21 protein-coding genes and 3 pseudogenes are annotated in these 19,921 nt (G+C 68.1%); 10 read left to right on the plus strand and 14 right to left on the minus strand.

All coding sequences use genetic code 11. The features are described 5' to 3' along the window. Positions 1-243: 243 nt before the first annotated feature. Positions 244-873, minus strand: a complete 630-nt coding sequence (locus H5399_RS16945) for a hypothetical protein (RefSeq protein ID WP_182784809.1) — start codon at positions 871-873, stop codon at positions 244-246. Between the two features lie 248 nt (positions 874-1,121). Here H5399_RS16945 and H5399_RS16950 point away from each other — a divergent pair, with 248 nt between their 5' ends. Continuing rightward, complete coding sequence (locus tag H5399_RS16950; protein ID WP_182784811.1) at positions 1,122-2,006, plus strand: S9 family peptidase; 885 nt, start codon at positions 1,122-1,124, stop codon at positions 2,004-2,006. A 353-nt stretch (positions 2,007-2,359) separates the two neighbouring features. Here H5399_RS16950 and H5399_RS16955 read toward each other — a convergent pair whose 3' ends face one another. Continuing rightward, the gene (locus H5399_RS16955; protein ID WP_182784813.1) at positions 2,360-3,910 is read right to left on the minus strand and encodes a glycoside hydrolase family 6 protein; all 1,551 of its coding nucleotides are present in this window, start codon (positions 3,908-3,910) and stop codon (positions 2,360-2,362) included. A 274-nt stretch (positions 3,911-4,184) separates the two neighbouring features. Beyond that, on the minus strand, positions 4,185-4,820 hold the full coding sequence (locus H5399_RS16960) for a TetR/AcrR family transcriptional regulator (protein ID WP_182784815.1): 636 nt from the start codon (positions 4,818-4,820) through the stop codon (positions 4,185-4,187). 64 nt (positions 4,821-4,884) lie between these two features. Here H5399_RS16960 and H5399_RS16965 point away from each other — a divergent pair, with 64 nt between their 5' ends. From H5399_RS16965 to H5399_RS18695, 3 genes and pseudogenes are all read left to right on the plus strand, one after another. Beyond that, positions 4,885-5,244, plus strand: coding sequence for a DsrE family protein (locus H5399_RS16965; RefSeq protein ID WP_182784817.1), 360 nt, complete (start codon positions 4,885-4,887; stop codon positions 5,242-5,244). A gap of 186 nt (positions 5,245-5,430) precedes the next feature. After that, the gene (locus H5399_RS16970) at positions 5,431-6,318 is read left to right on the plus strand and encodes a metallophosphoesterase family protein (RefSeq protein WP_182784819.1); all 888 of its coding nucleotides are present in this window, start codon (positions 5,431-5,433) and stop codon (positions 6,316-6,318) included. A 134-nt stretch (positions 6,319-6,452) separates the two neighbouring features. Beyond that, positions 6,453-6,626 (plus strand): annotated as a pseudogene (locus H5399_RS18695) (DUF1707 domain-containing protein); the annotation flags it as partial. A 119-nt stretch (positions 6,627-6,745) separates the two neighbouring features. Here H5399_RS18695 and H5399_RS16975 read toward each other — a convergent pair. From H5399_RS16975 to H5399_RS16985, 3 genes are all read right to left on the minus strand, one after another. Beyond that, positions 6,746-8,779 (minus strand): DUF2397 domain-containing protein, encoded by a 2,034-nt coding sequence (locus tag H5399_RS16975; protein ID WP_182784820.1) that lies wholly within the window; start codon positions 8,777-8,779, stop codon positions 6,746-6,748. A gap of 69 nt (positions 8,780-8,848) precedes the next feature. Continuing rightward, positions 8,849-9,496 (minus strand): response regulator transcription factor, encoded by a 648-nt coding sequence (locus H5399_RS16980; RefSeq protein ID WP_245787905.1) that lies wholly within the window; start codon positions 9,494-9,496, stop codon positions 8,849-8,851. Next, the gene (locus H5399_RS16985; protein ID WP_139280105.1) at positions 9,487-10,710 is read right to left on the minus strand and encodes a sensor histidine kinase; all 1,224 of its coding nucleotides are present in this window, start codon (positions 10,708-10,710) and stop codon (positions 9,487-9,489) included. The genes H5399_RS16980 and H5399_RS16985 overlap by 10 nt, the downstream gene beginning before the upstream one ends. Positions 10,711-10,842: 132 nt before the next feature. Between H5399_RS16985 and H5399_RS16990 the strand changes: the two genes are divergently transcribed. Further along, a complete protein-coding gene (locus tag H5399_RS16990) occupies positions 10,843-11,784 on the plus strand; it encodes a CPBP family intramembrane glutamic endopeptidase (RefSeq protein ID WP_182784822.1) in 942 nt (313 codons plus the stop codon). Between the two features lie 84 nt (positions 11,785-11,868). Here the strand turns inward: H5399_RS16990 and H5399_RS16995 are convergent, their stop codons facing one another. The 3 genes from H5399_RS16995 to H5399_RS17005 all read right to left on the minus strand — a co-directional run bounded on the left by H5399_RS16995 (position 11,869) and on the right by H5399_RS17005 (position 13,293). Further along, the gene (locus H5399_RS16995) at positions 11,869-12,516 is read right to left on the minus strand and encodes an LON peptidase substrate-binding domain-containing protein (RefSeq protein WP_220491101.1); all 648 of its coding nucleotides are present in this window, start codon (positions 12,514-12,516) and stop codon (positions 11,869-11,871) included. A gap of 194 nt (positions 12,517-12,710) precedes the next feature. Continuing rightward, entirely contained in the window at positions 12,711-12,998 is a 288-nt protein-coding gene (locus H5399_RS17000; protein ID WP_220491102.1) for a HigA family addiction module antitoxin, read from the minus strand. Positions 12,999-13,014: 16 nt separating this feature from the next. Further along, positions 13,015-13,293 (minus strand): type II toxin-antitoxin system RelE/ParE family toxin, encoded by a 279-nt coding sequence (locus H5399_RS17005; protein WP_182784824.1) that lies wholly within the window; start codon positions 13,291-13,293, stop codon positions 13,015-13,017. A 203-nt stretch (positions 13,294-13,496) separates the two neighbouring features. Between H5399_RS17005 and H5399_RS17010 the strand changes: the two genes are divergently transcribed. Then, positions 13,497-14,018 carry a heme-binding protein gene (locus H5399_RS17010; protein ID WP_220491103.1) on the plus strand — a complete coding sequence of 174 codons (522 nt, stop codon included), beginning with the start codon at positions 13,497-13,499 and terminating at the stop codon, positions 14,016-14,018. Here H5399_RS17010 and H5399_RS17015 read toward each other — a convergent pair. After that, positions 14,004-14,567 (minus strand): hypothetical protein, encoded by a 564-nt coding sequence (locus H5399_RS17015; protein ID WP_182784826.1) that lies wholly within the window; start codon positions 14,565-14,567, stop codon positions 14,004-14,006. The genes H5399_RS17010 and H5399_RS17015 overlap by 15 nt on opposite strands. A gap of 248 nt (positions 14,568-14,815) precedes the next feature. Between H5399_RS17015 and H5399_RS17020 the strand changes: the two genes are divergently transcribed. Next, positions 14,816-15,337 carry a hypothetical protein gene (locus H5399_RS17020; RefSeq protein ID WP_182784828.1) on the plus strand — a complete coding sequence of 174 codons (522 nt, stop codon included), beginning with the start codon at positions 14,816-14,818 and terminating at the stop codon, positions 15,335-15,337. A gap of 852 nt (positions 15,338-16,189) precedes the next feature. Here the strand turns inward: H5399_RS17020 and H5399_RS17025 are convergent. Further along, a complete protein-coding gene (locus H5399_RS17025) occupies positions 16,190-16,408 on the minus strand; it encodes a hypothetical protein (protein WP_182784830.1) in 219 nt (72 codons plus the stop codon). A gap of 65 nt (positions 16,409-16,473) precedes the next feature. Here H5399_RS17025 and H5399_RS18700 point away from each other — a divergent pair. Beyond that, positions 16,474-16,695 (plus strand): annotated as a pseudogene (locus H5399_RS18700) (peptidoglycan-binding protein); the annotation flags it as partial. A gap of 88 nt (positions 16,696-16,783) precedes the next feature. Here the strand turns inward: H5399_RS18700 and H5399_RS17035 are convergent. Beyond that, positions 16,784-17,329: a TetR/AcrR family transcriptional regulator gene (locus H5399_RS17035; protein WP_182784834.1), complete on the minus strand. Its 546-nt coding sequence runs from the start codon at positions 17,327-17,329 to the stop codon at positions 16,784-16,786. A gap of 120 nt (positions 17,330-17,449) precedes the next feature. Between H5399_RS17035 and H5399_RS17040 the strand changes: the two genes are divergently transcribed. After that, positions 17,450-18,079 (plus strand): isoprenylcysteine carboxylmethyltransferase family protein, encoded by a 630-nt coding sequence (locus H5399_RS17040; protein WP_182784836.1) that lies wholly within the window; start codon positions 17,450-17,452, stop codon positions 18,077-18,079. Between the two features lie 75 nt (positions 18,080-18,154). Here H5399_RS17040 and H5399_RS17045 read toward each other — a convergent pair. Continuing rightward, positions 18,155-18,772 (minus strand): annotated as a pseudogene (locus H5399_RS17045) (cbb3-type cytochrome c oxidase subunit I); the annotation flags it as partial. Here H5399_RS17045 and H5399_RS17050 point away from each other — a divergent pair. Next, positions 18,750-18,971 (plus strand): isoprenylcysteine carboxylmethyltransferase family protein, encoded by a 222-nt coding sequence (locus tag H5399_RS17050; protein WP_182784840.1) that lies wholly within the window; start codon positions 18,750-18,752, stop codon positions 18,969-18,971. The pseudogene H5399_RS17045 and the gene H5399_RS17050 sit on opposite strands and share 23 nt — an antisense overlap. A 53-nt stretch (positions 18,972-19,024) precedes the next feature. Here the strand turns inward: H5399_RS17050 and H5399_RS17055 are convergent. Further along, the coding region (locus tag H5399_RS17055) for a 3'-5' exonuclease (protein ID WP_182784842.1) at positions 19,025-19,921 on the minus strand (897 nt) is incomplete at its 5' end.

Consider the following 19,921-nt stretch of genomic DNA (forward strand, 5'->3'; position numbering starts at 1 on the left):
CTGTCAAGATGGACATTCAACTCCGGCAGCTGCGTCTACCCGTCGCACATCAACGCCCTGGAGATCGAGAACGGCTCCATCACTCTCGTCCGGCGGCGTGTCGACCCCAATGAGGACGCAATCCTGCCAGTGACCCGCCGGGCGGTGGCGGGAAGCGCGTGAGCGTGAACCATGAGTCCACCCACGAGCATCCACCGCTCCGGGGGCAGAGCGCTTGCGATCTCGTCCAGGCGCTCAAAGACGTCAGAGATCACGAGCCCGCTGCTCCAACTCGTTCGCCGCAGCAGCCGACACCCTGACGTCGCCCAACAGATAACTGTCCAGAAGCAACCTGGCGGGGCGCGGGGTGGTGACTGGGCGTTCCACGACGCCCAGGTTCCCGTCAGCATCGAGGATCACGTCGTGTCCCTGCTCCAGCCGGTCCAAGTCGTCGGTTTCCACGAACGTGATCCAACCCTCTCCCGGGACGACGCCCAGCGTCGTCATGTCCGCAGCCGAAGGACCGACCCTGGGGAGGTCGGGAACGTGCGCCACCCGGTAGCGCGCCCACCCTCCGCCGAGTCCGTCGGCTGCGTGCGCGATCTCCACAACCGACATTTCCCTGAGTCGCGAGCGGAGCCTGGACCTCTCGGAACTCGACAGCCTCTCCGTGCGACCGTTCGAGAGAAGGTCCATGGCTGCCTCGCGCACGTCGGAGCTCCAACGCCGGCCCCGCGCCAAGGCGCGCACCCATGCCATCACTGCCACGTCGTCGACCAGCGCGAGGCGCCCCACCGTCCTCAGCGCGGCCAGATCCCCAGAGCGCACTGCTTGCTGCACGAACCTGTCCGAGCGTCCGTGCTGTTCCGCGATCTGTGCGACCGTCAACTCCATGGCACATATATTCGCTAGAACGACGTATTGTGTCAAGTGTCCACATGCCCGGACCTGGTGCAACGTAAGCTCCTCGACAGGGCCTGCCATGAGGACGAGGGGGGCCACCTGAAGCGCGCCCACCGGTTGACCCAGGGTGTGACAGGACTCTCCAGGGGTCGGACACCCGACCCGACATAGACCGTGGACAGATCCACCCGCAGTGGTCTACTGGACACGCGCCCCTGCTGGCCCAAGGAGGAGTGGTCATGGATCGTTCAGGCGTGAGACACCTGCTGGGAATCGAGCCCGCCCGGATTCACCTCATCGGTGCCGACGTCTCGGCACCGGAACCGCGGGAGGGAGTCTCGCGATCACGGGTGTTGCTGCGCGCCTCCGACGGTCACACGATCCCGTGTCTCCTCCTGGAACCGGAGCATCTCTCGACACCCCTGCCCGTCGTGGCCGTCCACCAACACAACGGCGAGTTCCACCTCGGCAAGAGCGAACCTGCCGGGATGGCGGGCAACCCTGACATGGCCTACGGCCTCGCACTGGCGAAGGCCGGGGTCACCACGCTGATCCCTGACCTCCACGGGTTCGAGGAGCGCCGCGACCCCTCAGGCGACGGCGCCCACGACGAACGGTTGCACGCCTGGAACCTCATCGCCCGCGGCACCACCCTGCTGGGCGCACACGTCACCGACGTCTCCGTGGCCATCGACTGGATCCTCCACCACACCGGCGCCGGATCGTGCGGCGTGATTGGACACTCGCTCGGCGGCCAGGTCAGCCTCTTCTCGATGGCCTGCGATGAGCGCATCATCGCCGGCGTGCTGAACTGCGGCGTCGGCACGGTGGCATCCTTCGAGGCCGCCGGTGTTCTCCACAACCCGGCCTGGTATCCGCCCGGCATCGTGACACTCGGAGACTCGCCCGCCGTCGCACGCGCCTTCCACCAGCAAAGAGCCCTCCTCGTGGCCGGCCGCGACGACCCTCTGTTCCCCATCTCGGGCGTCTACGAGGTCGTCGCCGCCTTCGCACCAGGCATCGCGGACCACGAGATCTTCGACGGCGGGCATCAGCTACCGCCCGCGATGCTGGCCCACGAAGTCGGCTGGCTCTTACGCGAACTCAACGCGCCGAGCAAGTAGCCCACGGGCCCCTTGGCTGCCACTCCGCCTCGTGGCGCGGTAGCCCGGGATACCACAGCCCAACTCGGACGACTGGCGTCCTGCGACGACAGGACTCGCCTGCAGAAACACGTTGGACCCGTCCATGACACCCCAGACAGGCACGTGGATCGCCTCGTCTCACTCGGAGTTTGTTCAGTTCCATTCGTGGCGGCAACCGGTTAACAAGGTGACTGGAGGGGTCCTGCGTGAGGGAGACGCTGCTCGATCAAGGTCGAGCCGTCGGCGACCGGCTGACGCTCACCTGGCCAACGCAACACAAAGGGAGGGGGCACTAGACATCGTCTGGCACCCCCTCCTCAGTGGGCCTTGGACTACTCGGAGGTGCAGGGCTTCCCGTCAACCCAGAACAGCCACGGCTCCGTCGCGTCGCCCTTGGCGGAGACCACCACCGACGGTGCGCGTGAGGTGATCCTCACATCCACGCCGTCCTGGGTCGAGGTGCCGCGGCTGACGTTGTTGATCCGTTGGTCGTCGCGCCACGCGTACTCAAGCGTCCACTCAGGTGACGGAGAGGTCACGGTGACCTTCGCAGCGAACGCCTTGCCCTTGCCCTTGGCGTCCCACACCACGTGGCACTCCTGAGGCTTCAGCTCCGGGGAGGCGAACTCGATCAGCTCCCTGGCCTGCTCGACGAACCACTGCCCTGCGGGCGGGTCCTGCATACCGCGTTCGGGATCCAGCGGGCCCTCGGTGCCTCGGTAGCACTGGCCGTCGGACTCGCCCGGCACCTTGATCCACAGGAAGGCATCCACCAGCGGGATGCCGGTCGTGGTCGTGGGACGGGCGCCGGCGCCGCGATCCGGCGGGTTGCACCAATCCTCGTGGGTGCTGTCGTACTTGTCCTCGTGGTCCCACGGCCCGATGCCGTTGCGGCTGGTGTCGATGACGAAATGGGTCGACGGCTCCACGTCGCCCAGGATTGCGGCGTAGCGCGAGTCGATGCCCGACGTGTTCAGCGCAGGGTCCGGATTGTCAGCCGACCACTCGCCGTAGTTGGACATCGCGTCGCCCTGCCATTCGGTTGCCGGCCCGCCGTTCCAGTACTGGTTGCCGCACTCGGCGAAGACGCCCGGGGCCACCTCGGTGGCGTAGGCGATGCACGATGAGATCCACGTGCCGTAGGCCACCTGGTTGGCGGTGAACTGGTAGTTGGACGCGTTGAGGAAGAACCCCGTCGCGTTCTGCACCCCGGCCTTCACGAGCCGGTCGGAGATCTCGCCAACGTTCAGCCAGGCCGACGACGTCCCGTCGAGGTACACGTCGGTGCCCTCCAGCGCCTCGAACGAGTCGACGGCGTAGTTGAGCTGTTCGAAGCGATCAGTGGTCGCCGTCGCCGCGTCGAGTTCCGCCGGCTGGCACCATTCAACCTGGCCGTCGAGCGTCGTGTAATGAGGGATGACGCCAAGGCCGTCGGGCTCAAGGAGCACCGTGGCAGGTCGGTCGCCGATCCCGGCCGCGAACCCGTCGATCCAGGCCGTGTAGGCCTCGGTGTCGAGCGCACCTCCCGACGAGTACTGGGCGCAGTCGCGGAACGGAAGGTTGTAGGCGACGAGCACGGGCATCTCGCCACGCGCCTCGGCGGCGGTGACCACCTCGTCGACGGCGATCCGCACCTCCTCGGGCGTGCCATTCGTAAACCAGTCCGCCGAGGGGATGCTCCCGAGGAGCTGCGCGTCGGCGCGCGCCTGACCGCTCAGCTCCTGGGCCGCCTCGAGCGTGGTGCTGTAGGGGTTGAGGTAGAGGTCCGAGCCGGCGAGCCCGTCGGTGGGACCGGAGGCCTGGGCGGGCAGGGCAAGCAGCGTTGCTGCCAACCCGCTGAGCGCCAGCGCTCTCCATCGGGATGAGGATGAAACAGATGACATGTGACTCCCTTAGTCGTCATTGACCTCTGTGCAGTGAGCACAGATGTGCGAGCGCATGAGAGCGCTCTCATGCTTCGCACAAGGCCCAGCCTTCCGCGAGAGCGCTCTCGTGTCAAGGGGAAGCGAGGACATTTGACCGGAAGGAGACTCAAGTCGATCCCGCCGAACAGGCGCCCCAGATGTCGGGATGAGAGCCGCGACGAACCGACTCGCCAGAGCCGCCGACTCTTGCGGCAACCCCGGTCGTCAAGCACGCATCAGGTCTGCCGGCGAGTCAGGCTCGGGGCGCAGCACCATCCTCAAGCCGGCGAAACAGCACCTGCTCGGCGAGGTCGAGGACCCCGGCGTCGCCCGTCAGCACGAAGCCCGCGCTGGCGGCGAGGAACTGCCCGTTGATCTCGAAGGCCAGCGCCCTGGGGTCCTCGCCCCCGAGGTGGCCCTCGCCCTGGGCGGCGATGACGAGCTCGGCGAAGAGTCCGGTGAGGCGCCGCTGGAAATCGGCGATCGCCTCGCGCACCGGTCCGGGCCGGCTCCCCATCTCGAGGGCTGCGCTGGCGAAGAAGCAGCCGCCCGGGAAGACCCGGTCGCGCAGATGCTGGAGATACCGATCGCAGAGCGCCAGGAGCTTCTCGTGCGCCGAGGGCGCGGACATCGCCGGGGTCACCACCACGTCGTCGAAGATTCTTGCGGCCTCCGCCACGGTGGCGAGTTGGAGCTCCACCTTGGAGCCGAAGTGCGCATACAACCCGCTCTTGCTCATGTGCAGCTCAGCGGCCAGGCCGCCGATGGTGAGGCCGTCGATCCCCTCGACCGATGCCAGCCGCGCTGCAGTCTGCAGGATTGCGGCTCTGGTGCGACGCCCATCAGCGCGGAGTGCACGGACCGGCGGGGGCGACGGCTCTGGGTTCACCCTTGACAAGTTAGCACGAACGATCGTACTTTTTTCACAGGACACGTCGCCAAAGGAGGCGCTCATGAACAAGGCAGCCATCTCCCTGACCACGGGGCTGGAGGACGCCGAGAAGGTCACTGTGGCATTCCTCGTCGCCGTCGGAGCCGCAGAAGCCGGCCGGGAGACCCTGATGTTCCTCACCAAGGAGGCCGTCCGGGTCGCGGTCGCGGGGTTCGCCCGGGCCACCGCCTGCGACGGCTGCCCGCCGCTGACCGACCTCATGGACCGCTATGCCGCCGCCGGTGGGCGCTACATCGCGTGCGGCGTGTGCGTGAAGGCCAAGGCCATCGACCCGGGCACCCTGCTGCCCAACGCCGAAGTGGCCGGGACGGTGCAGCTGTGGGAATGGATCGGCGAGGGCGCCACCACGTTCAGCTTCTGAGTCGGGCGGGCGAGAGCCATCCTCGCCTCCAGGCCTGGCCGGCGTGGTCTCGCACCGCCCAGCGAGGGAGCCCGGCCCAGTCGAACGGCTCCGGTGGCTCGTGTCGGGCGATTGGCGGACGCCTCGGTGTCGCCGACCTATGATCGAGGGAAACGACAGAGTCTGGCGGTGATTGCTGTGAAGACGATGACTCGTCTGACCGAGGCCTACAGGGACGCCCGCGTAGAGCTCATCGACGACACCTCCCGCTACGTGATCATGAGCGACTGCCATCGGGGGGACGGATCCAAGTCCGACGAGTTCCTCAAGAACAAGAACTCGTTCACGGCCGCCATGGACTACTACTGGAAGAACGGCTTCACCTACGTGGAGGCGGGCGACGGCGACGAGCTCTGGGAGCATGACTTCAAGCACATCATCAGGGCCAACCGCGCCGTGTGGGAGCAGCTGCGCCAATTCCACCAGGCGGGCAGGTTGATCCGGATGTGGGGCAACCATGACCTCGACCTGAGAGACCCCAGGTTCGTACGACAACACCTGTGGACCGCGAAGGACGCGGTGACCGGTGAGATCGAGCCGTTCTTCCACGGTCTGGAGGCGGTTGAGTCAGTGGTGTTCCGGCACCGGGAGACCGGGCAGGACGTCCTACTGGTGCACGGCCACCAGGGCGACTTTCCCAACGACCAGGCCTGGAGGTTCAGCCGGTTCATGATGCGCGCGTTCTGGAGGTACGCGCACGCGTTCGGGTTCCACAGCCCCACCAGCCCCGTCGCCAACTCCTACAAGCGCCACAAGGTGGAGCGCAACTACGTGAAGTGGATCCGCCAGAACCGGATGGCACTCATCTGTGGCCACACCCACCGCGAGAAGTTCCCGCGGGGCAACCAGATGCCCTACTTCAACTCCGGCAGCTGCATCTATCCGTCGCACATCACCGCCCTGGAGATCGAGAACAGCGCCATCTCTCTGGTCAGGTGGCGTGTAGACCCCAACGAGGACGCGATCCTGCAGGTGACCCGCCGGGTGGTGGCCGGGCCCGAGCCGCTGTCGAAGTTCGACCTCCGACTCCCATGAACCGGTCGCATGTCAGCTGGAGGCTTCACAGCGACTGCCCGTGGTCTTCGTGGGTGCCCAACTGACCACAGGACCGGTGCCGGCGAAAATGAACACCGCCCCAGGCCTCCCCTCGATCGCGGTAACCTCCCGGCGTGGACTTTCGCGATCCGCCTGACGGACGCCTGCGGGTTACGGCCCAGCAGCGTGATCATGCCGCCGCCATCCTCCGGGAGGCGGTGGTGGACGGTCGGTTGAACGTCGATGAGCTGAACGCTCGGCTCCCCACCGCCCTCAACGCCTTCACCCGCGATGACCTCTACCGGATCCTCGACGACCTGGTTCCCTCGGCGGCGCTGCCCGCCGTGGTCGCGGAGCAGGTCCCCCTGGGCGACGGACCGGGGATGCGGTGGGAGAACCCGCTGCTGATCCGCTCTGGATGGTCGGGTCACGCCCAGGAGGGCGCATGGGACCTGCCGCCGTTCGTGGAGATCCTCGGCACCGGCTGGGGAGGCGTCAAGCTGGACTGCACCCGCGCCCGGCCGCTCGCGCGGGTCATCGACATCGTGATCACCGGCAACCCGTCGGTGACCGTCATCGTTCCCGACGGCTGGGGGGTTGACGCGCAGCAGCTGAACGTCAGCGGGCAGTCCGGCACGATCAGCTCCATGGTGCCCACGCGCCCGATGGGCGACCTCCCGCGCCTGATCCTTCGGGGAAGCACGACGATGGCGGTGAAGGTGCGCAACCCGAGCCGTCGGGAGCGAGCGATCACGTCCGGCTGAAGCGTCGGATTCAGGCCAGCAGGTTGCCAACTTCGGGGAACAACGGAGGAGTCCGGGCATCCACCCACGCCGCCAACGCGTGGAAGGCCTCGATGTCGTCCGCGTCGATGCCGTCGCCCCGGGTCACCTGGTGGGCGCGCCTGCCGACCGCGATCCAGAGCCGCGACGTGATTCCGTCGGCGACTGGAGACTCGAGCAGGAAGTTGGGGACGTCGAAGAAGTTGGCCTCGGCGATCAGGCGGCGCAGCTCCTCCTCTCAGGACAGCAGAACCAGGAAGGGGATGGAGCACCAGTCGCCAGCGACCATCAGCGCTCACCGCGCTGCTCGGGCCGTCGGGGCTCCGATGGTTGCGGGCGGCGGAAACGAGTTCGAGCAGGAGCACCGACTCGGTGGAGGTGAGATCGTCCCAGTGGCTGAGGGCCGTGCCCGAGCGTGCGGTCAGCGACGCCGCGGCGCGTTCCAGGTCCGCCTGCTCGCGCAGCGCCAGCCGTCGGGCCTCCACCCGTGCCGCGGCGTTGTCGACGATCTGCGCGGGGCGCCCGGCGAGGGAACGGGAGGCCTGCGCCCGCAGCCGTCGGGAGATTACGGCCGGCGGGGCCTCCCAGGCCGAGACCCGCGGACCGTTGGACACCTCGGGGGTGGTGAGGGTGAAGTGGCGGGCCGGGAACAGACCGGTGGCCGTGCACCACAGGCGCCACGCTTCCACGCCGTCCGGCGCGCGCTCCATCGCCGACGCCAGCCTCAGCAGGTCCGCCTTCCGGGACACGGTGCCGCCGACGGCGAGCAGGGTGCGGTGGCTGCGCAGCACGGGGGCGACTGCGTCGCGGATCCGTCGGCGCAGCCGCTGGGCCTGCGGCTCCGTGCCGGCGAACCAGGTGCCGACCGTCGTGACGGCCCTTCGCATCTCCGTCACCGTCGTCGCAAGGGATGACTCCGGGGCGTCGGATCCCAGCCGGGCCAGCGCCATCGCCCGCCAGGTGTCGTCGGCGATCTCGCCCAGCCGCGGAAGGGATCCCAAGATCGCGTCGCTCCAGGCGTCCACGCCGGATCCCCACGCCTCCACGTACGCGAGGATCGTCTCCAGCAGCCGTTGGATCTTCTGCTCCGTCGGGGATCCGCCCAGTGCCGCGGCCAGCCGGGACTGCCACTCGGAGGCGGCGGCGCCCATGGCTTCGAGCGTCGTCTGGGCCTGGGCCAACTCCTTGCTGGCCGCGGCGGGGTCGCCGGCGTCGATCGCGGCCAGCGTCGCGTTCAGACGCTCGGTCAGCGAGGCGGGTGCGAGCAGCACAGCCGTCGACGACGGACCGAGCTCCGCCTCCACCCGACGCACCGCCGCGTTGAACGCCGAACCGGCCTCGGTGAGCTGGTAGCGGAAGCGGTTGCGGAGGAAGTCCTGCTGGGTCTCGGCGTGATCCTGCCATGACTCGCACGTGCCCCATTCGACGAGCTGGCGCATTCGCGCTTCAAGGGCGAACTCCGCCATCAGCTCGCCGGTCCGCTCGTCGGGCAACCGACGCCGGATCAGCACGCTGAGCTCATCGAACCCGACCCCGGTGAGCGAGACGTGGCGTTCGTCGTCGAGGATGTCGACGATGAGGCGGTACTGCTTAGCCAGGGGCCCCGTGAGATAGGCAGCCGCGGTGGACTGCCCCGGCAGGGGCAGCAGTGCCCAGGCGCTCGGCGACTCCTCCGTCATACTCACCTCCCCACGACACCCTACGGGTTGACTAGGACAGAGGTTATCGTCCCCCCACACGCCGCTCGGTTACTGCCGGTGTCCGTGCACCGCGAGGGCCAACTGGACGCGGCTGGTGACTCCGAGCTTGTCGAAGATCCGAGCGAGGTGGGTCTTGATGGTCGGCAGCGACAGGAACAGCCGACCGGCGATCTCGACGTTGGTGAGCCCTTCGGCGACCAAGCGGGCGATCTCGGTTTCGCGCTCGCTCAGCCCCTCCAGAGGGTCGGTCGCCGCCTGCTGCGTGGCGCGCGTGGCGGCGGCGACGAGGCGCTGCAGGACGAGGGGCGAGAAGGACATCGTCCCCGCCGCGGACTGCTGGACCGCCGCGACCAGGTCTGGCGGCGAGGTGTGCTTCAGCAGGAAGCCGGATGCCCCGGCGTCGAGCGCGCGCACCAGGAAGTCGTCGGTGTCGAAGGAGGTGAGCATGACGACGTGGGGCGGGTTAGGCAGCGCACGGATGCTTCGGGTGGCCTCGACGCCGTCGCACCGCGGCATCCTGACGTCCATCAGCACCACGTCGGGGTTCAGTTCGGTGACCCGGGCGACCGCCTCCAGCCCGTCGGTCGCCTCGCCCACGACGGTGATGCCGCCAGAGCCTTCGAGGATCAGCCGCAGTCCCGCCCGGACCAACGCCTCGTCGTCGACGAGGAGCACCCGGATCTCGTTCACGCCCACGGCAACCATGCTTCCACGAGGAACTCTCCGGACACGACCTGGGCCTGGAACCGGCCCCCGATCAGCGCCATCCGCTCGGTCAGCCCGGCCAGGCCCATCCGCGACCCGGGGGCGTCGATGGGCGCGAGCGGCACGGGGTTGCGGACGGAAACGGAGATTCCACCGGCCCGCCCGCCCGCGATCGTGGCCGTGATGGGCAACCCGGGGGCGTGCTTGACGGCGTTGGTGAACGACTCCTGGAGGACGCGGTACAGGTGCCCGGTCGTGGCCGTGCCCGGCTCGCCGGGGCCCACGTCGAGGGTCAGGTCGACGGGGTGTCCGGTGGCACGGACGGTGTCGGCGAGCGTGCGCACGTCGGCCAAGGTCGGAGCCGGGGCCGTCCCTGCCTCCGGCGGTCGGAGGACCGCCAGCACCTCATGGAGTTCCTCGACGGCCGTCTCGGCCGCCGCCCGGATCACTCCCGCAGCCTCGCGGGCGACGGCGGGATCCAGATCCGCGCGATATTCGAGGGCGCCCGCGTGCAGCGAGATCAGCGCGAGCCGGTGCGACAACGAGTCGTGCATCTCGCCGGCGATGCGGGTGCGCTCGGCCTCGCGGGCCTGCATGACGCGGGCGGCCTGTTCGCGACGGGCCAGGTCGGCCTCCTGCTGCAGGGAGCGCCACAGCTCACGCCGACTGCCGCGGTAGAGGCCGAACAGCACCAGGATGGCGACCAGGACAGCAACCCCGATCGCCTCCTGGGCCACCGTCGGCGCGGCCGCCCCCAGCGGGACGATCAACCCTCGACCGGCCGCGTACGCGACACCGAAGGCGGCGACGGTCAAGGCGATGGCCGGCCAACGACGGCGGGCGGCGATGGAGACGAGGGCGACCCCGGCAGCGGTCGCCGCGCCGTCGGAGACTGCCGCCAGCGCGATGATGACAAGCGCATAAACGACCGCCCGTTGCTCTCGCTTCTCGTCCGGGGCCCAGATGGGTCCGCCTGGGGCCCGGTACAGCACCCTGGGCAGCAGCACGAGCGAGCCGACGAGGCCGCCCAGGTTGAGCAGCATCACGGCCGGGCCGAGCCAGCCGGCCAGCGGCGACTCCAGATAGCCAGGAAGAGCGACCAGCGTCACCAGCACAGACACTGCCGAGACGACGATCATCAACGCCACGCTTCTCGAGCCCTGAGGCGGGCGGCGGGTCCCGACGGGCGAGGGCTGGACGGTCATCGGACCACCCTAGGGCAGCGGAGAGCCCAGCCGGTGTCGTCCGAAGGCGTGAACCTGGACCATCCCTTCGGCCCCGGCAGGCACCCGGTCGACCGATGGTGCCTCGGTGCGGCGGGTCGCGAGGATGACGTCATGAACACATCAACCATCACCCTTGACCCGCCGCACCCCGTGCTCAGCCCCTCGGCTGCGCCGGAGCGTCCCGACTACCACCGGATCGCCCGGACCCAGGCCAACTACCGCTGGTGGCGGCCGTTGGTCACCGCCGTCGTGGCGGTCGCCGCGTACCTCGCGATGATGCTGCTGCTCTTCGCGGCAGCTGCGGTGGCTGTGCTGATCGACCCGCGGCTCGCGGCCTCGCTGGACGCCGTCGGCGTGGACGGTGACATGTACGACCCGTTCCAGTTTTTTTCGCTGATGGCCAGTCTGATCCTCATGATTCCCGCGGTGATCGTGGGGGTCGCGGCCGGCCGTCGGCCTGTCGGCACCATCCTTTCGGTCGCCGGGCGGCTCCGCTGGGGAGTCCTCGGCCGCTCCCTGGCCATCTGCCTGAGCGTGTACGTGGCGAGCCAGCTGCTGGTCGTCGCCATGGCCTGGCTCGCTGGAGAGCCCGTCGCGCCCACGTGGCAGCCGTACAGCTGGTGGCTGATCCTCGCGGCGCTGCTGATCGTGCCGCTTCAGGCCGCGGCCGAGGAGTTCGCGTGCCGCGCGCTGCCGATGCAGGTGTTCGGCGCGTGGCTCCGCAACCCGTTCTGGGGCATCCTGTTGCCGCTCCCGCTGTTCGTCGCAGGCCACACCTACAACGTCCCCGGGCTGATCAGTGTGGCCGGGTTCGCGCTCGCCGCCGGCGTGCTGGTGTGGCGGACCGGTGGCCTGGAAGCCGCGATCGTCCTCCATGCGGTGAACAACTCCCTCGGCTTCGCCTTCGGCGCCATCGGTTTGGTGGACCTCAATGGCACGGAGGTGGCCGCCGTCGACGCCGTGGCGTCGATCGCGACGGTCACGGTGTGCACGGTGCTCATCCTGTGGGTCGAGCGGAAGGCCCGCCGGAGCCCCTCGGCGACGTCTCGCTAGCAGCCGCTTCGCTCAACGACCCGGCTCGCCCATGTGCGCGAGCCGGGTCGTCAGCTGTCCCCCCGATATCGCGAGACACCCGGCTCACTCGCCACCGTCGTCCCCCTCCGGCCCCCACCCCGCCGTGAGCACGATCTCAGCGCCCCGAGTGTCGTCCACCAGCCGGGACAAGAGCTCATCGGCGCTGGTCGAACGCAACAGCGCGTACTGGTCCATAGGGCTGAGCGGCGCGATCCCCGCGACCTGCCAGATGCGCTCGCCCAAGTCGGGCGACAGGTTGACGTCGGCCGCCCACGGGAGTTCCACGAACTCGCTCGCCCGGGCCAGCGTTCCACGCACCAGGGCCTCAGCTTCCGCGAGCTTCGACGGCGTGGATTCGTCGAACTCGACGGCGGGCAATTCGAGCACCTCCGCCCGCGGGAACGGTTCGTCCTGGAGCCAGCGCACCACCTCGAAGCGCGTCGTGCCGCTCGCTAACACGTGGATGGAGTCCTCGGCCACGTCGACCGACACGATCCGCGCCACCGTGCCGACACCGAAGCGCATGTCCCCTCCCCCGACCTCGGAGCCCCGCTCGATCAGCACCACCCCGAACTCGCGAACGGTCCCGGCGAGCAACGACGAGAGCATCTCCACGTAGCGCGGCTCGAAGACGCGCAGCTGCAACGGCATGGCGGGGAACAGGACGGACCCGAGGGGGAACATCGCGAGCTCACGCGTGGCGCGGATCATGACAGCGATCCTGCCCGACTCGGGCCCGAGAAGCGAGGCCCCTGACGAAGATGCTGCGCCACCGCCCCGACCTACCAGGCCTGCCGAGGAAAGTCATCAGGAGGCGCTGCAACTGACCACCTGCCGGCTAGAGAGCCTGCAGATACGCATCTGAAGGTTGGGGCGGCACACAGAGCGCCATGTCCGGGGTGCTGTCAGGCGACGGGGTCGAGCCTGCGGACAGTGGGTAGTCCGGCGGCACGCTCGGCCGCGAGGTCATAAGCCGACTGCAGGGCCAGCCAAGCACGGGCGGTACTAACGCCAGCCCCCTCCAGTCGAACAGCAAGGTTGGGGCTCAGCCGGGCATGGCCGTGCAGGACGCGGCTCAACGTCACCCGGGAGATCCCGAGCCGTGACGCAGCCTCTCCGACACTCAGCCCGAGGTCGGCCAGCACGTCCTCACGCAGGATCTCGCCGGGATGTACCGGTGTCTTCATCACCATGCTGTCCACCTCCTGGTCAGTGGTAGTCCTGATAATCAACGAGTTCGACATCACTCTCAGCGAAGCGGAACGCGACCCGCCAGTTGCCGTTCACCCAGACCGACCAGTGCCCGCCCAGGTCCCCTTTGAGGGGGTGGGTCCGGAACGACGGGATCGCGAGATCGTCGGGGGTCTGTGCCACGTCAAGCAGCGACAAGATGCGCAGCAGTTTGGGGACGTGAGCCGCTTGAACACCCTTCTTCGAACCATCGCGATACAGCCGCTCCAAACCCTTGTGCCGGAAGCTGACGATCACAACACAAAGCGTATCGCGTAGCGCTACGCGATACAAGCCTCGCTCATGACCGTCGAAGCCGACCCGCAGCATGATCGGGCGAGCACTGGATGCTGATCGCCCTCTTGAAGAATCGCTCGTAGACCGGTAGGCCCGAGAGTGCCACGCTGAAGACATTACGGAAAGCAGCCGTACAACGTCCTCAGCCGATACCCCTCTTCGAGGTGCGCCTGTACCCAACTCACCTCGTCGCCGAGGTGGAGGTGGACAGCTCCTTCACGTGCGCAGGGAACCAGGCCTTCGGGATTCTCGTGGCCTACATCTCGGGCCCGCAACAGCACCCGGGGCAAGGTGGCCATGACGGCCCCGGTGGTGCAGCAGGAGTCGTCCACCACGATCCGGATGACCTCACCCGTCGTTCAACAACCCGACGCCGGGACCGGTCGGCACCTGGTGGCCTTCGTGATGCCGCCGAGTTCACCCTTGACACGCTGCCGACCCCCACCGACCCGCGCATCAAGGTGCGGCAGGTCGCCGACGAGGTGGCCGCGGTCAATGGCTTCACCGGGCGCTGGACGGAGAGCATCTACCAGCAACAGTTGGCGGCCCTCCGCGCCGCCGTCGAGCAGGCCGGATTGGAGGTCAGCGGGGCGCCCCGGTTCGCACGCTTCGACCCTCCCTGGACGCCGTGGTTCCTCCGTCGCAACGAGGTGGTGCTGCCGATCTCCTTCTCACCCGGCCTGTGACCGGGGTGGGCGCAGACTGCGCGCCCGCCACCAGGCAGTGAGGACGACGACCACGCCGACCACCAGCAGAAGGAAGCTGACGGACAGGGTGAGCCACTTGCCGGCGGTAAAGATCGGCGCCAACTCCGCCAGCACCGGGGTCCGCGCCGGATAGCGTGCCATCACCGTCGCGGCGCAGATGTTCTCGGCGTAGTCCAGAGCCACCACCACCACCGGCAGCAGGGCCACCCCTCGCCACCGGCTCCCAGGAGCTGCGCCCCGGGCCCAGACCCAGGCGAGCGTCGCCACCAGGAACGCCCCGTACACCGGCGGCCAGATGACATCGAACGTCACGCGTGCGTAGACGTAGGCGGCTCGACCATCCGGCCCCCACGCCTCGGCCGCCGCGTACAGGTCGTCCGGCCAGTACCACAGGGATGTGTCCGGGGCTGGGTAGCGGACCGTGTAGAACGCGCCCGCCTCAGCCTGGTCGGGCAGCACCATCGCGGTGAACACCACGAAGAGCAGCGTTGCCCCGATGGCCATCCACCCCCGCACTCCGTGCGCCAAGCGCTCGCCTATCCGTCCCATCAACGTGTCATCGTCCCCTGTCCCGGGTCTGCCGCGCGGATGCCACCCCCTCAGTCGGTGACGGTGAGCCCGCGCCAGAACGCGACGCGTCCGCGAAATGGCTGGCCGCGGGCTTGGGCCGGGGGCAGTGCCAGGCGGCGTACGCATTTCATTTCCTTCAGGTGTCCTACGCGTCAGGCTACCTTCGCGCGGGTTGCGCGGGTTGAGCGTTTTATTGAGCCATGAAGATGCGCGCCGCCGTCGTCGCCTCGGTTCTCGTCCTGGTTGCCTGCACGAGCGACCCGGCCCCTGAACCCACCTCCTCTCCGACCCCCACTGACCGAGTCAGCACCAGCAGCAAGCCGACGCAGGCGAGCACGCCCGAGTCTGCCCCGGTTCAGACGAGCCCCGCACTGGAGGAAGCGTTCACGGCACCGGAGAGAATCGAGGGTGAGGTGGCGCGAGTCACCTACTTCGACGGCGCTGCGGTGAGTGAACTGACAGGCGCCCCGGATCTCCAAATCGGCTACCAGATTCGGGCTTCCTGCCACGGGAACGGCTCCATCACCCCCGAGCTCTGGGTCAACGGTGTGAAGGCTTCAGGCGGTGTGACCTGGGAGTGTGCCGATGAACTGCCCGCAGCGGTGAACGTCGATGCGGCCGTGCCGCCCCTCAAGAGCGCCGACGATGTCCAGATCCGCTTCTCTGAGCTGACAAGCGACCAGGAAGCGTGGGCGGCGCTGGAGCCCGCGATTCCCATCGAGGGTTGATGCAGCACCAAGCCACTCTCGGGCCATGACGAGTATGGACTTGCGGGCGATCTGACTCGCTAAGCCCAGCTACGTCCGGTCGGCCGGAGGCGTCACGCAGGAGCACCGTCAGGGAGACAATCAGACCATGAGGCAGCGCGAGACGGCGAGATTCGTGCGGTGGGCTGAACGACAGTCCGGGCTCGGGCAGGTCGTGGTCACCCTGGTCTTGGCAGGCCACGGCCTATCTCGGACGAGCAACGATGACCCAAGAGACGAAGTTGGGTTCACAATCACGCGGGGATGATCCCCGCGCTGGGCGGGTGAATCAGGGGATGCCGGCGTGCTCCCCGCTCACGCGGGGATGATCCCGCCTACATCCGTGTGGTCAAGACTGGCGACGGGTGCCCCCGCTCGCTTCGAGGCACGGGCTCGCGCGGGGATGATCCGCGTCGGCCGACTGATCGGTGTCTCCGCGGCCGGTGCTCCTCTCTCACGCGGGGATGCGTCCATCCAACCCGATGGTCGCTGCCCCCGCACGCAGAGCATGAGCCACTCCCCCACGGCAGGAACTCGGTGCGCCAGCCATCCACCTGCTCCATCTCCGCCAGGAGCCGATCCACGGTTGCCTGACGACCTTCTGGCCAACCCGGCTGCGGGTGCAGGTCGTCGATGACGTACCACCCCCCAGGCGCGACCAGCTCCATGGCCAACTCCCGATCGTGCTACTTCCCCGGCCAGGTGTCGGCGAACACGAGGTCGTAGCGTTCGGGGCGCTCGACTGCGGCGCGCAGCCAATCGGAACCGTCGCCCAGAACCCACGTCACGCGCTCATCCCCGGCCAGGGCATCCCTCGCCACGGATTGGAGCGAGTCATCCAGCTCCACAGAGACCAGCGTCGAGTCGTTCCATCCCATCCAGCAGCCAAGCCGCACCAAAGCCGACGCCGGTGCCGAGCTCAAGGAACCGACCACCCGGCCGCGACGCCACGAGCAGCCGCATGAACCGTCCCAGGTCACCCTCCGACGATTGGACGAAGCCCATCTCCGAGGCGACGGTGATGAGGCGTTGGTGAACGGAGTGCAGATCCATGCACACACCCTAGACAGCCCCAGGTCAGGTGCAGCAGGCGCGGATCGGACCAACTCTCCGCGACTCAGGTGAAGCGATTCCAGAAGTGGACCGGCCGTAAGGTCGACGGAGTGGTTGGACCTCGAACTTGGCAAGAACTGTGCTCCTGGGCCGGGCAGGTCTACTTCAAGTATTCACATGCCGGCTCCATCCGGAACAAGGCATGGAGTGCCGCCTACAACGCTGGGTGTTACGTTGACCGGCCCACCAGTGGTGGAATTGGTTACGAGACAATCTCGCGTTACTGATCGAGATTCAGAAGAAATGGGAAGGTTGGGGGCCTTCCCATTTCGCTTTTCTGGCCCACCACCAACCACTTCGCCCTCCAAGAAGCGATCAGGTGACCTCTGATTCGACGACGGAGGCCAAGTAGGCGACGGCGGCCCCGAGGACCTCCCGCTCCAGCACAGGATGCGGCACCTCGCCCACGAGCCGGTGGGTGAGCGATTCCACAAGAGCCACCAGGATCGAGGCCGTTCCCGCGGCGTCGGTCAACCCATACTCATCCCGTAATAGGAGCGCCACGGCGTCACGAAGCGCGACCTGCGCGTCGCGGAAGTGTTCCTCCAACTCAGGGGTGCGGGGCGACCTGTCATACATGAGGCGATGGAGGTCGACGTCCGCGTGCAGGTCCGCGACCAGTTGGACCGCTTCCGGCAGCCATTGAGAGCTGGGGCGCCCAGGGCGCAGCGCCTCACGGAGCGGACCGGTGCTGTGGCGCAGGTGTCTCTGGGCGAGCTCCAGCAGCAGCGCGTCCTTGTTGGGGAAGTACTGGTAGAGCGAGCCGATCGAGACGCCGGCGCGGGCCGCAATCCGGTCGGTCGTCGCCGCGACCCCCTCTTCCGCGAAAACGCGAGCAGCAGCGCTGACGATGCGCTCCACCGTCTCAAGAGAACGCCTCTGACTAGGAATTTTGCGTGGAGAAACAGCCCTTGCGCCCGTCATGGCTCACCCCCAGAAAGCGAGTACCGAATGTGAGGGAAACCTCATATTGTTACGTCCATGGAAGCACACATCGCAGCGTGGCGCACGTTCGCCGTCGCGGGACTCGCGCTCTACCTCGGCGGGCTGGCGGCGGCGTTCGGCCTGCGCGGCTGGCTCCACTACAGGCGCACGGGCGACTGGGGCATCCGCCGGATCAGCTCAGATGGGCCGCTCCTTGGCCGGTTGGGCGCGTTGTTGTTCGGTGCCTCGTTGGCCTTGGGCGCCGTCGGGCTCGTCGTCGGTGTGGCCGCTCCCGCATGGCGGCTCCCGGCCAGCGACGCGGCGGCATGGACGGGGGTGGTGGTCTGCGCCGTCGGTCTGGTTGGGGTGTTGGCCTCCCAGTTCGCCATGGGTTCCTCGTGGCGCGTGGGGGTGGATCCGACGGAGCGGACCGAGCTGGTCACCAGCGGCGTGTTCGCATGGGTGCGCAACCCCATCTTCACCGCCATGGGCGTCACGTTGCTTGGGCTGGCGCTCATGGTGCCGAATGCGCTGCTCGTCTTGGCCACGGTGCTGTTCATCGTGGGGGTGCAGCTCCAGGTCAGGGTGGTCGAGGAGGCGTACTTGCTCAAGACGCACGGCGACGACTACCTGCGCTACGCGCGTCGCACAGGCCGCTTCCTTCCCGGGATCGGGCGCTTGCCGTAGAGGTCTCGCGATCCCGACGGGGCAGTGGTCATTCATAGTTGGTCTGCCAACCGCCAGCGACCACAACCCCCACAGTCAGGGCAGCAGTTCCTCGTCGGGGCCACTGACCTCCACCAACTCCGTCCGCGCGAGATCCAAGGCGGGGCTCATCGACCGAACCGGCGGGAGCGAATCGAAGTTGTGCCTGGGTGGCGGACACGACGTCGCCCACAGGGATCGCCCCCAGCCCCACGGGTCGTTGACCTCGACCCCGGGTGAGCGTCGGGTGGTCCACACGTTCCACAGGCATGGAAGCATCGAGATGCCGAGCAGGAAGGCACCGAACGTCGAGACTTGGTTGAGGAGCCTGAAACCCTCCCAGGCGCCGTGGTCGGCGATGCGACGCTGCATTCCCTGGGTGCCCAGCCAGTGTTGGACGAGGAACGTGGTGTGGAAGCCGATGAACAGCGTCCAGAAGTGCACCTTGCCCCACGTCTCGTTCAGCATCCTGCCCGCGAACTTCGGCCACCAGTAGTAGAAGCCGGCGAGCATCGCGAACACCACCGTGCCGAACACCACATAGTGGAAGTGCGCGACGACGAAGTACGAATCGGTGACGTGGAGGTCCAACGGAGGCGACGCCAGAATGACGCCGGTCAGCCCGCCGAAGAGGAACGTCACCAGGAAGCCGATGGCGAACGTCATCGACGTGTTGATCGGACTCAGCATCTACCTCGGTTCGGTCGCGGCCATCGGGCTCGTCGCCCTGTTCGCTGGACTGCTCCTGCTGTACGTGAAGGTGGTCGAGGAGAAGGAACTGGCAGCTCGCTTCGGTGACGCGTACCTGGAGTACAAACGCACCACCCCCTTCCTGATCCCTCGAGTGCCCTCACGATCCCCGAAGCGAGGATGAGGGCGACTCTTGGCCACGACCGCTCTCGGCGGTGGGGGCGCGGGCGGCGGCCGTCACTCTGATCCCTGTGGCTCGCCGTCGCTATCCCCGGTCACCGACGGCAGCAGCTCCGACGGCGACCCGCTGTACGTCACCACCAGCTCGTCGCGGGCGCGCGACGCCGCGACGTACAGCAGCGAGCGTTCCCGCAGCTGCGCCTCGCTGAGTTCCTCGTCGTCGTAGTCGTAGGCCTTCAATCCCATGGGCATCGAGTCCTTGCTCAGCCCGAACAGCAGCACCCGGATGAACTCCGTGCCCTTCGCACGGTGCATCGTCAGCGCCACCGGGTTGCCCGGCTTCACCGTGCCGGCCTCCAAAGCCCTCACCTCGACGCCCCGCTCCCCCAGCCCGGCGACGACGCGGTCGCGGGTCACCCGGTCGCGGACCAGCACCGCGACTGTCTCAGGCGCCACCTCACCACCAGACACCCAGGAGCCGACGAGGTCCGCCGCGAAGTCCAGCTCCGCCGTCAGCGTCGGGAACGGCCGCACCTCCGGCTTCGGCCCGGTGCGCGCCGACAGGTAGCCGGCCATGGTCTCGGCCTCGCCGTCGGAATCGATGACCTCCTGCCCCGTCAGCACACCGACGGCCCACGCCAGGTTCTGCGCCGTGGTGCGGTAGTTGAGCTTCAGCCCCCGCGACCGGCCCTGCGTCCGGATCCCGTACGCCGAGAGCATCAGCTTCTGCCCGTAGATCCGCTGGTGGGCGTCCTCGGCGATGAAGATGTCGTTGGGTGCCTCGGGCGCCAGCGCCCGGACCAGCTGCCAGTGGCACGGCTTGAAGTCCTGCCCCTCGTCGACCAGCACGTGCCGCGCCGGCCGCTCCCCCGTCGTCTCGAGGTGGGCTGCCGCAATCGAGGCGGCCTCAGCGAAATCCAACGTGCCGGCCTCGCGGGCGGCCCCGCGGTAGGC

The sequence above is a fragment of the Tessaracoccus sp. MC1627 genome, assembly GCF_014164725.1.
Lineage (GTDB): Bacteria > Actinomycetota > Actinomycetes > Propionibacteriales > Propionibacteriaceae > Arachnia.

Excerpts from the sequence above, each read along its gene's own strand:
- H5399_RS16945 (WP_182784809.1), bottom strand. The coding sequence starts at position 873 with ATGGAGTTGACGGTCGCACAGATCGCGGAACAGCACGGACGCTCGGAC.
- H5399_RS16950 (WP_182784811.1), top strand. The coding sequence starts at position 1,122 with ATGGATCGTTCAGGCGTGAGACACCTGCTGGGAATCGAGCCCGCCCGG.
- H5399_RS16955 (WP_182784813.1), bottom strand. The coding sequence starts at position 3,910 with ATGTCATCTGTTTCATCCTCATCCCGATGGAGAGCGCTGGCGCTCAGC.
- H5399_RS16965 (WP_182784817.1), top strand. The coding sequence starts at position 4,885 with ATGAACAAGGCAGCCATCTCCCTGACCACGGGGCTGGAGGACGCCGAG.
- H5399_RS16970 (WP_182784819.1), top strand. The coding sequence starts at position 5,431 with ATGACTCGTCTGACCGAGGCCTACAGGGACGCCCGCGTAGAGCTCATC.
- H5399_RS16975 (WP_182784820.1), bottom strand. The coding sequence starts at position 8,779 with ATGACGGAGGAGTCGCCGAGCGCCTGGGCACTGCTGCCCCTGCCGGGG.
- H5399_RS16985 (WP_139280105.1), bottom strand. The coding sequence starts at position 10,710 with ATGACCGTCCAGCCCTCGCCCGTCGGGACCCGCCGCCCGCCTCAGGGC.
- H5399_RS16990 (WP_182784822.1), top strand. The coding sequence starts at position 10,843 with ATGAACACATCAACCATCACCCTTGACCCGCCGCACCCCGTGCTCAGC.
- H5399_RS16995 (WP_220491101.1), bottom strand. The coding sequence starts at position 12,516 with ATGATCCGCGCCACGCGTGAGCTCGCGATGTTCCCCCTCGGGTCCGTC.
- H5399_RS17000 (WP_220491102.1), bottom strand. The coding sequence starts at position 12,998 with ATGGTGATGAAGACACCGGTACATCCCGGCGAGATCCTGCGTGAGGAC.
- H5399_RS17020 (WP_182784828.1), top strand. The coding sequence starts at position 14,816 with ATGCGCGCCGCCGTCGTCGCCTCGGTTCTCGTCCTGGTTGCCTGCACG.
- H5399_RS17025 (WP_182784830.1), bottom strand. The coding sequence starts at position 16,408 with ATGGATCTGCACTCCGTTCACCAACGCCTCATCACCGTCGCCTCGGAG.
- H5399_RS17040 (WP_182784836.1), top strand. The coding sequence starts at position 17,450 with ATGGAAGCACACATCGCAGCGTGGCGCACGTTCGCCGTCGCGGGACTC.
- H5399_RS17050 (WP_182784840.1), top strand. The coding sequence starts at position 18,750 with ATGGCGAACGTCATCGACGTGTTGATCGGACTCAGCATCTACCTCGGT.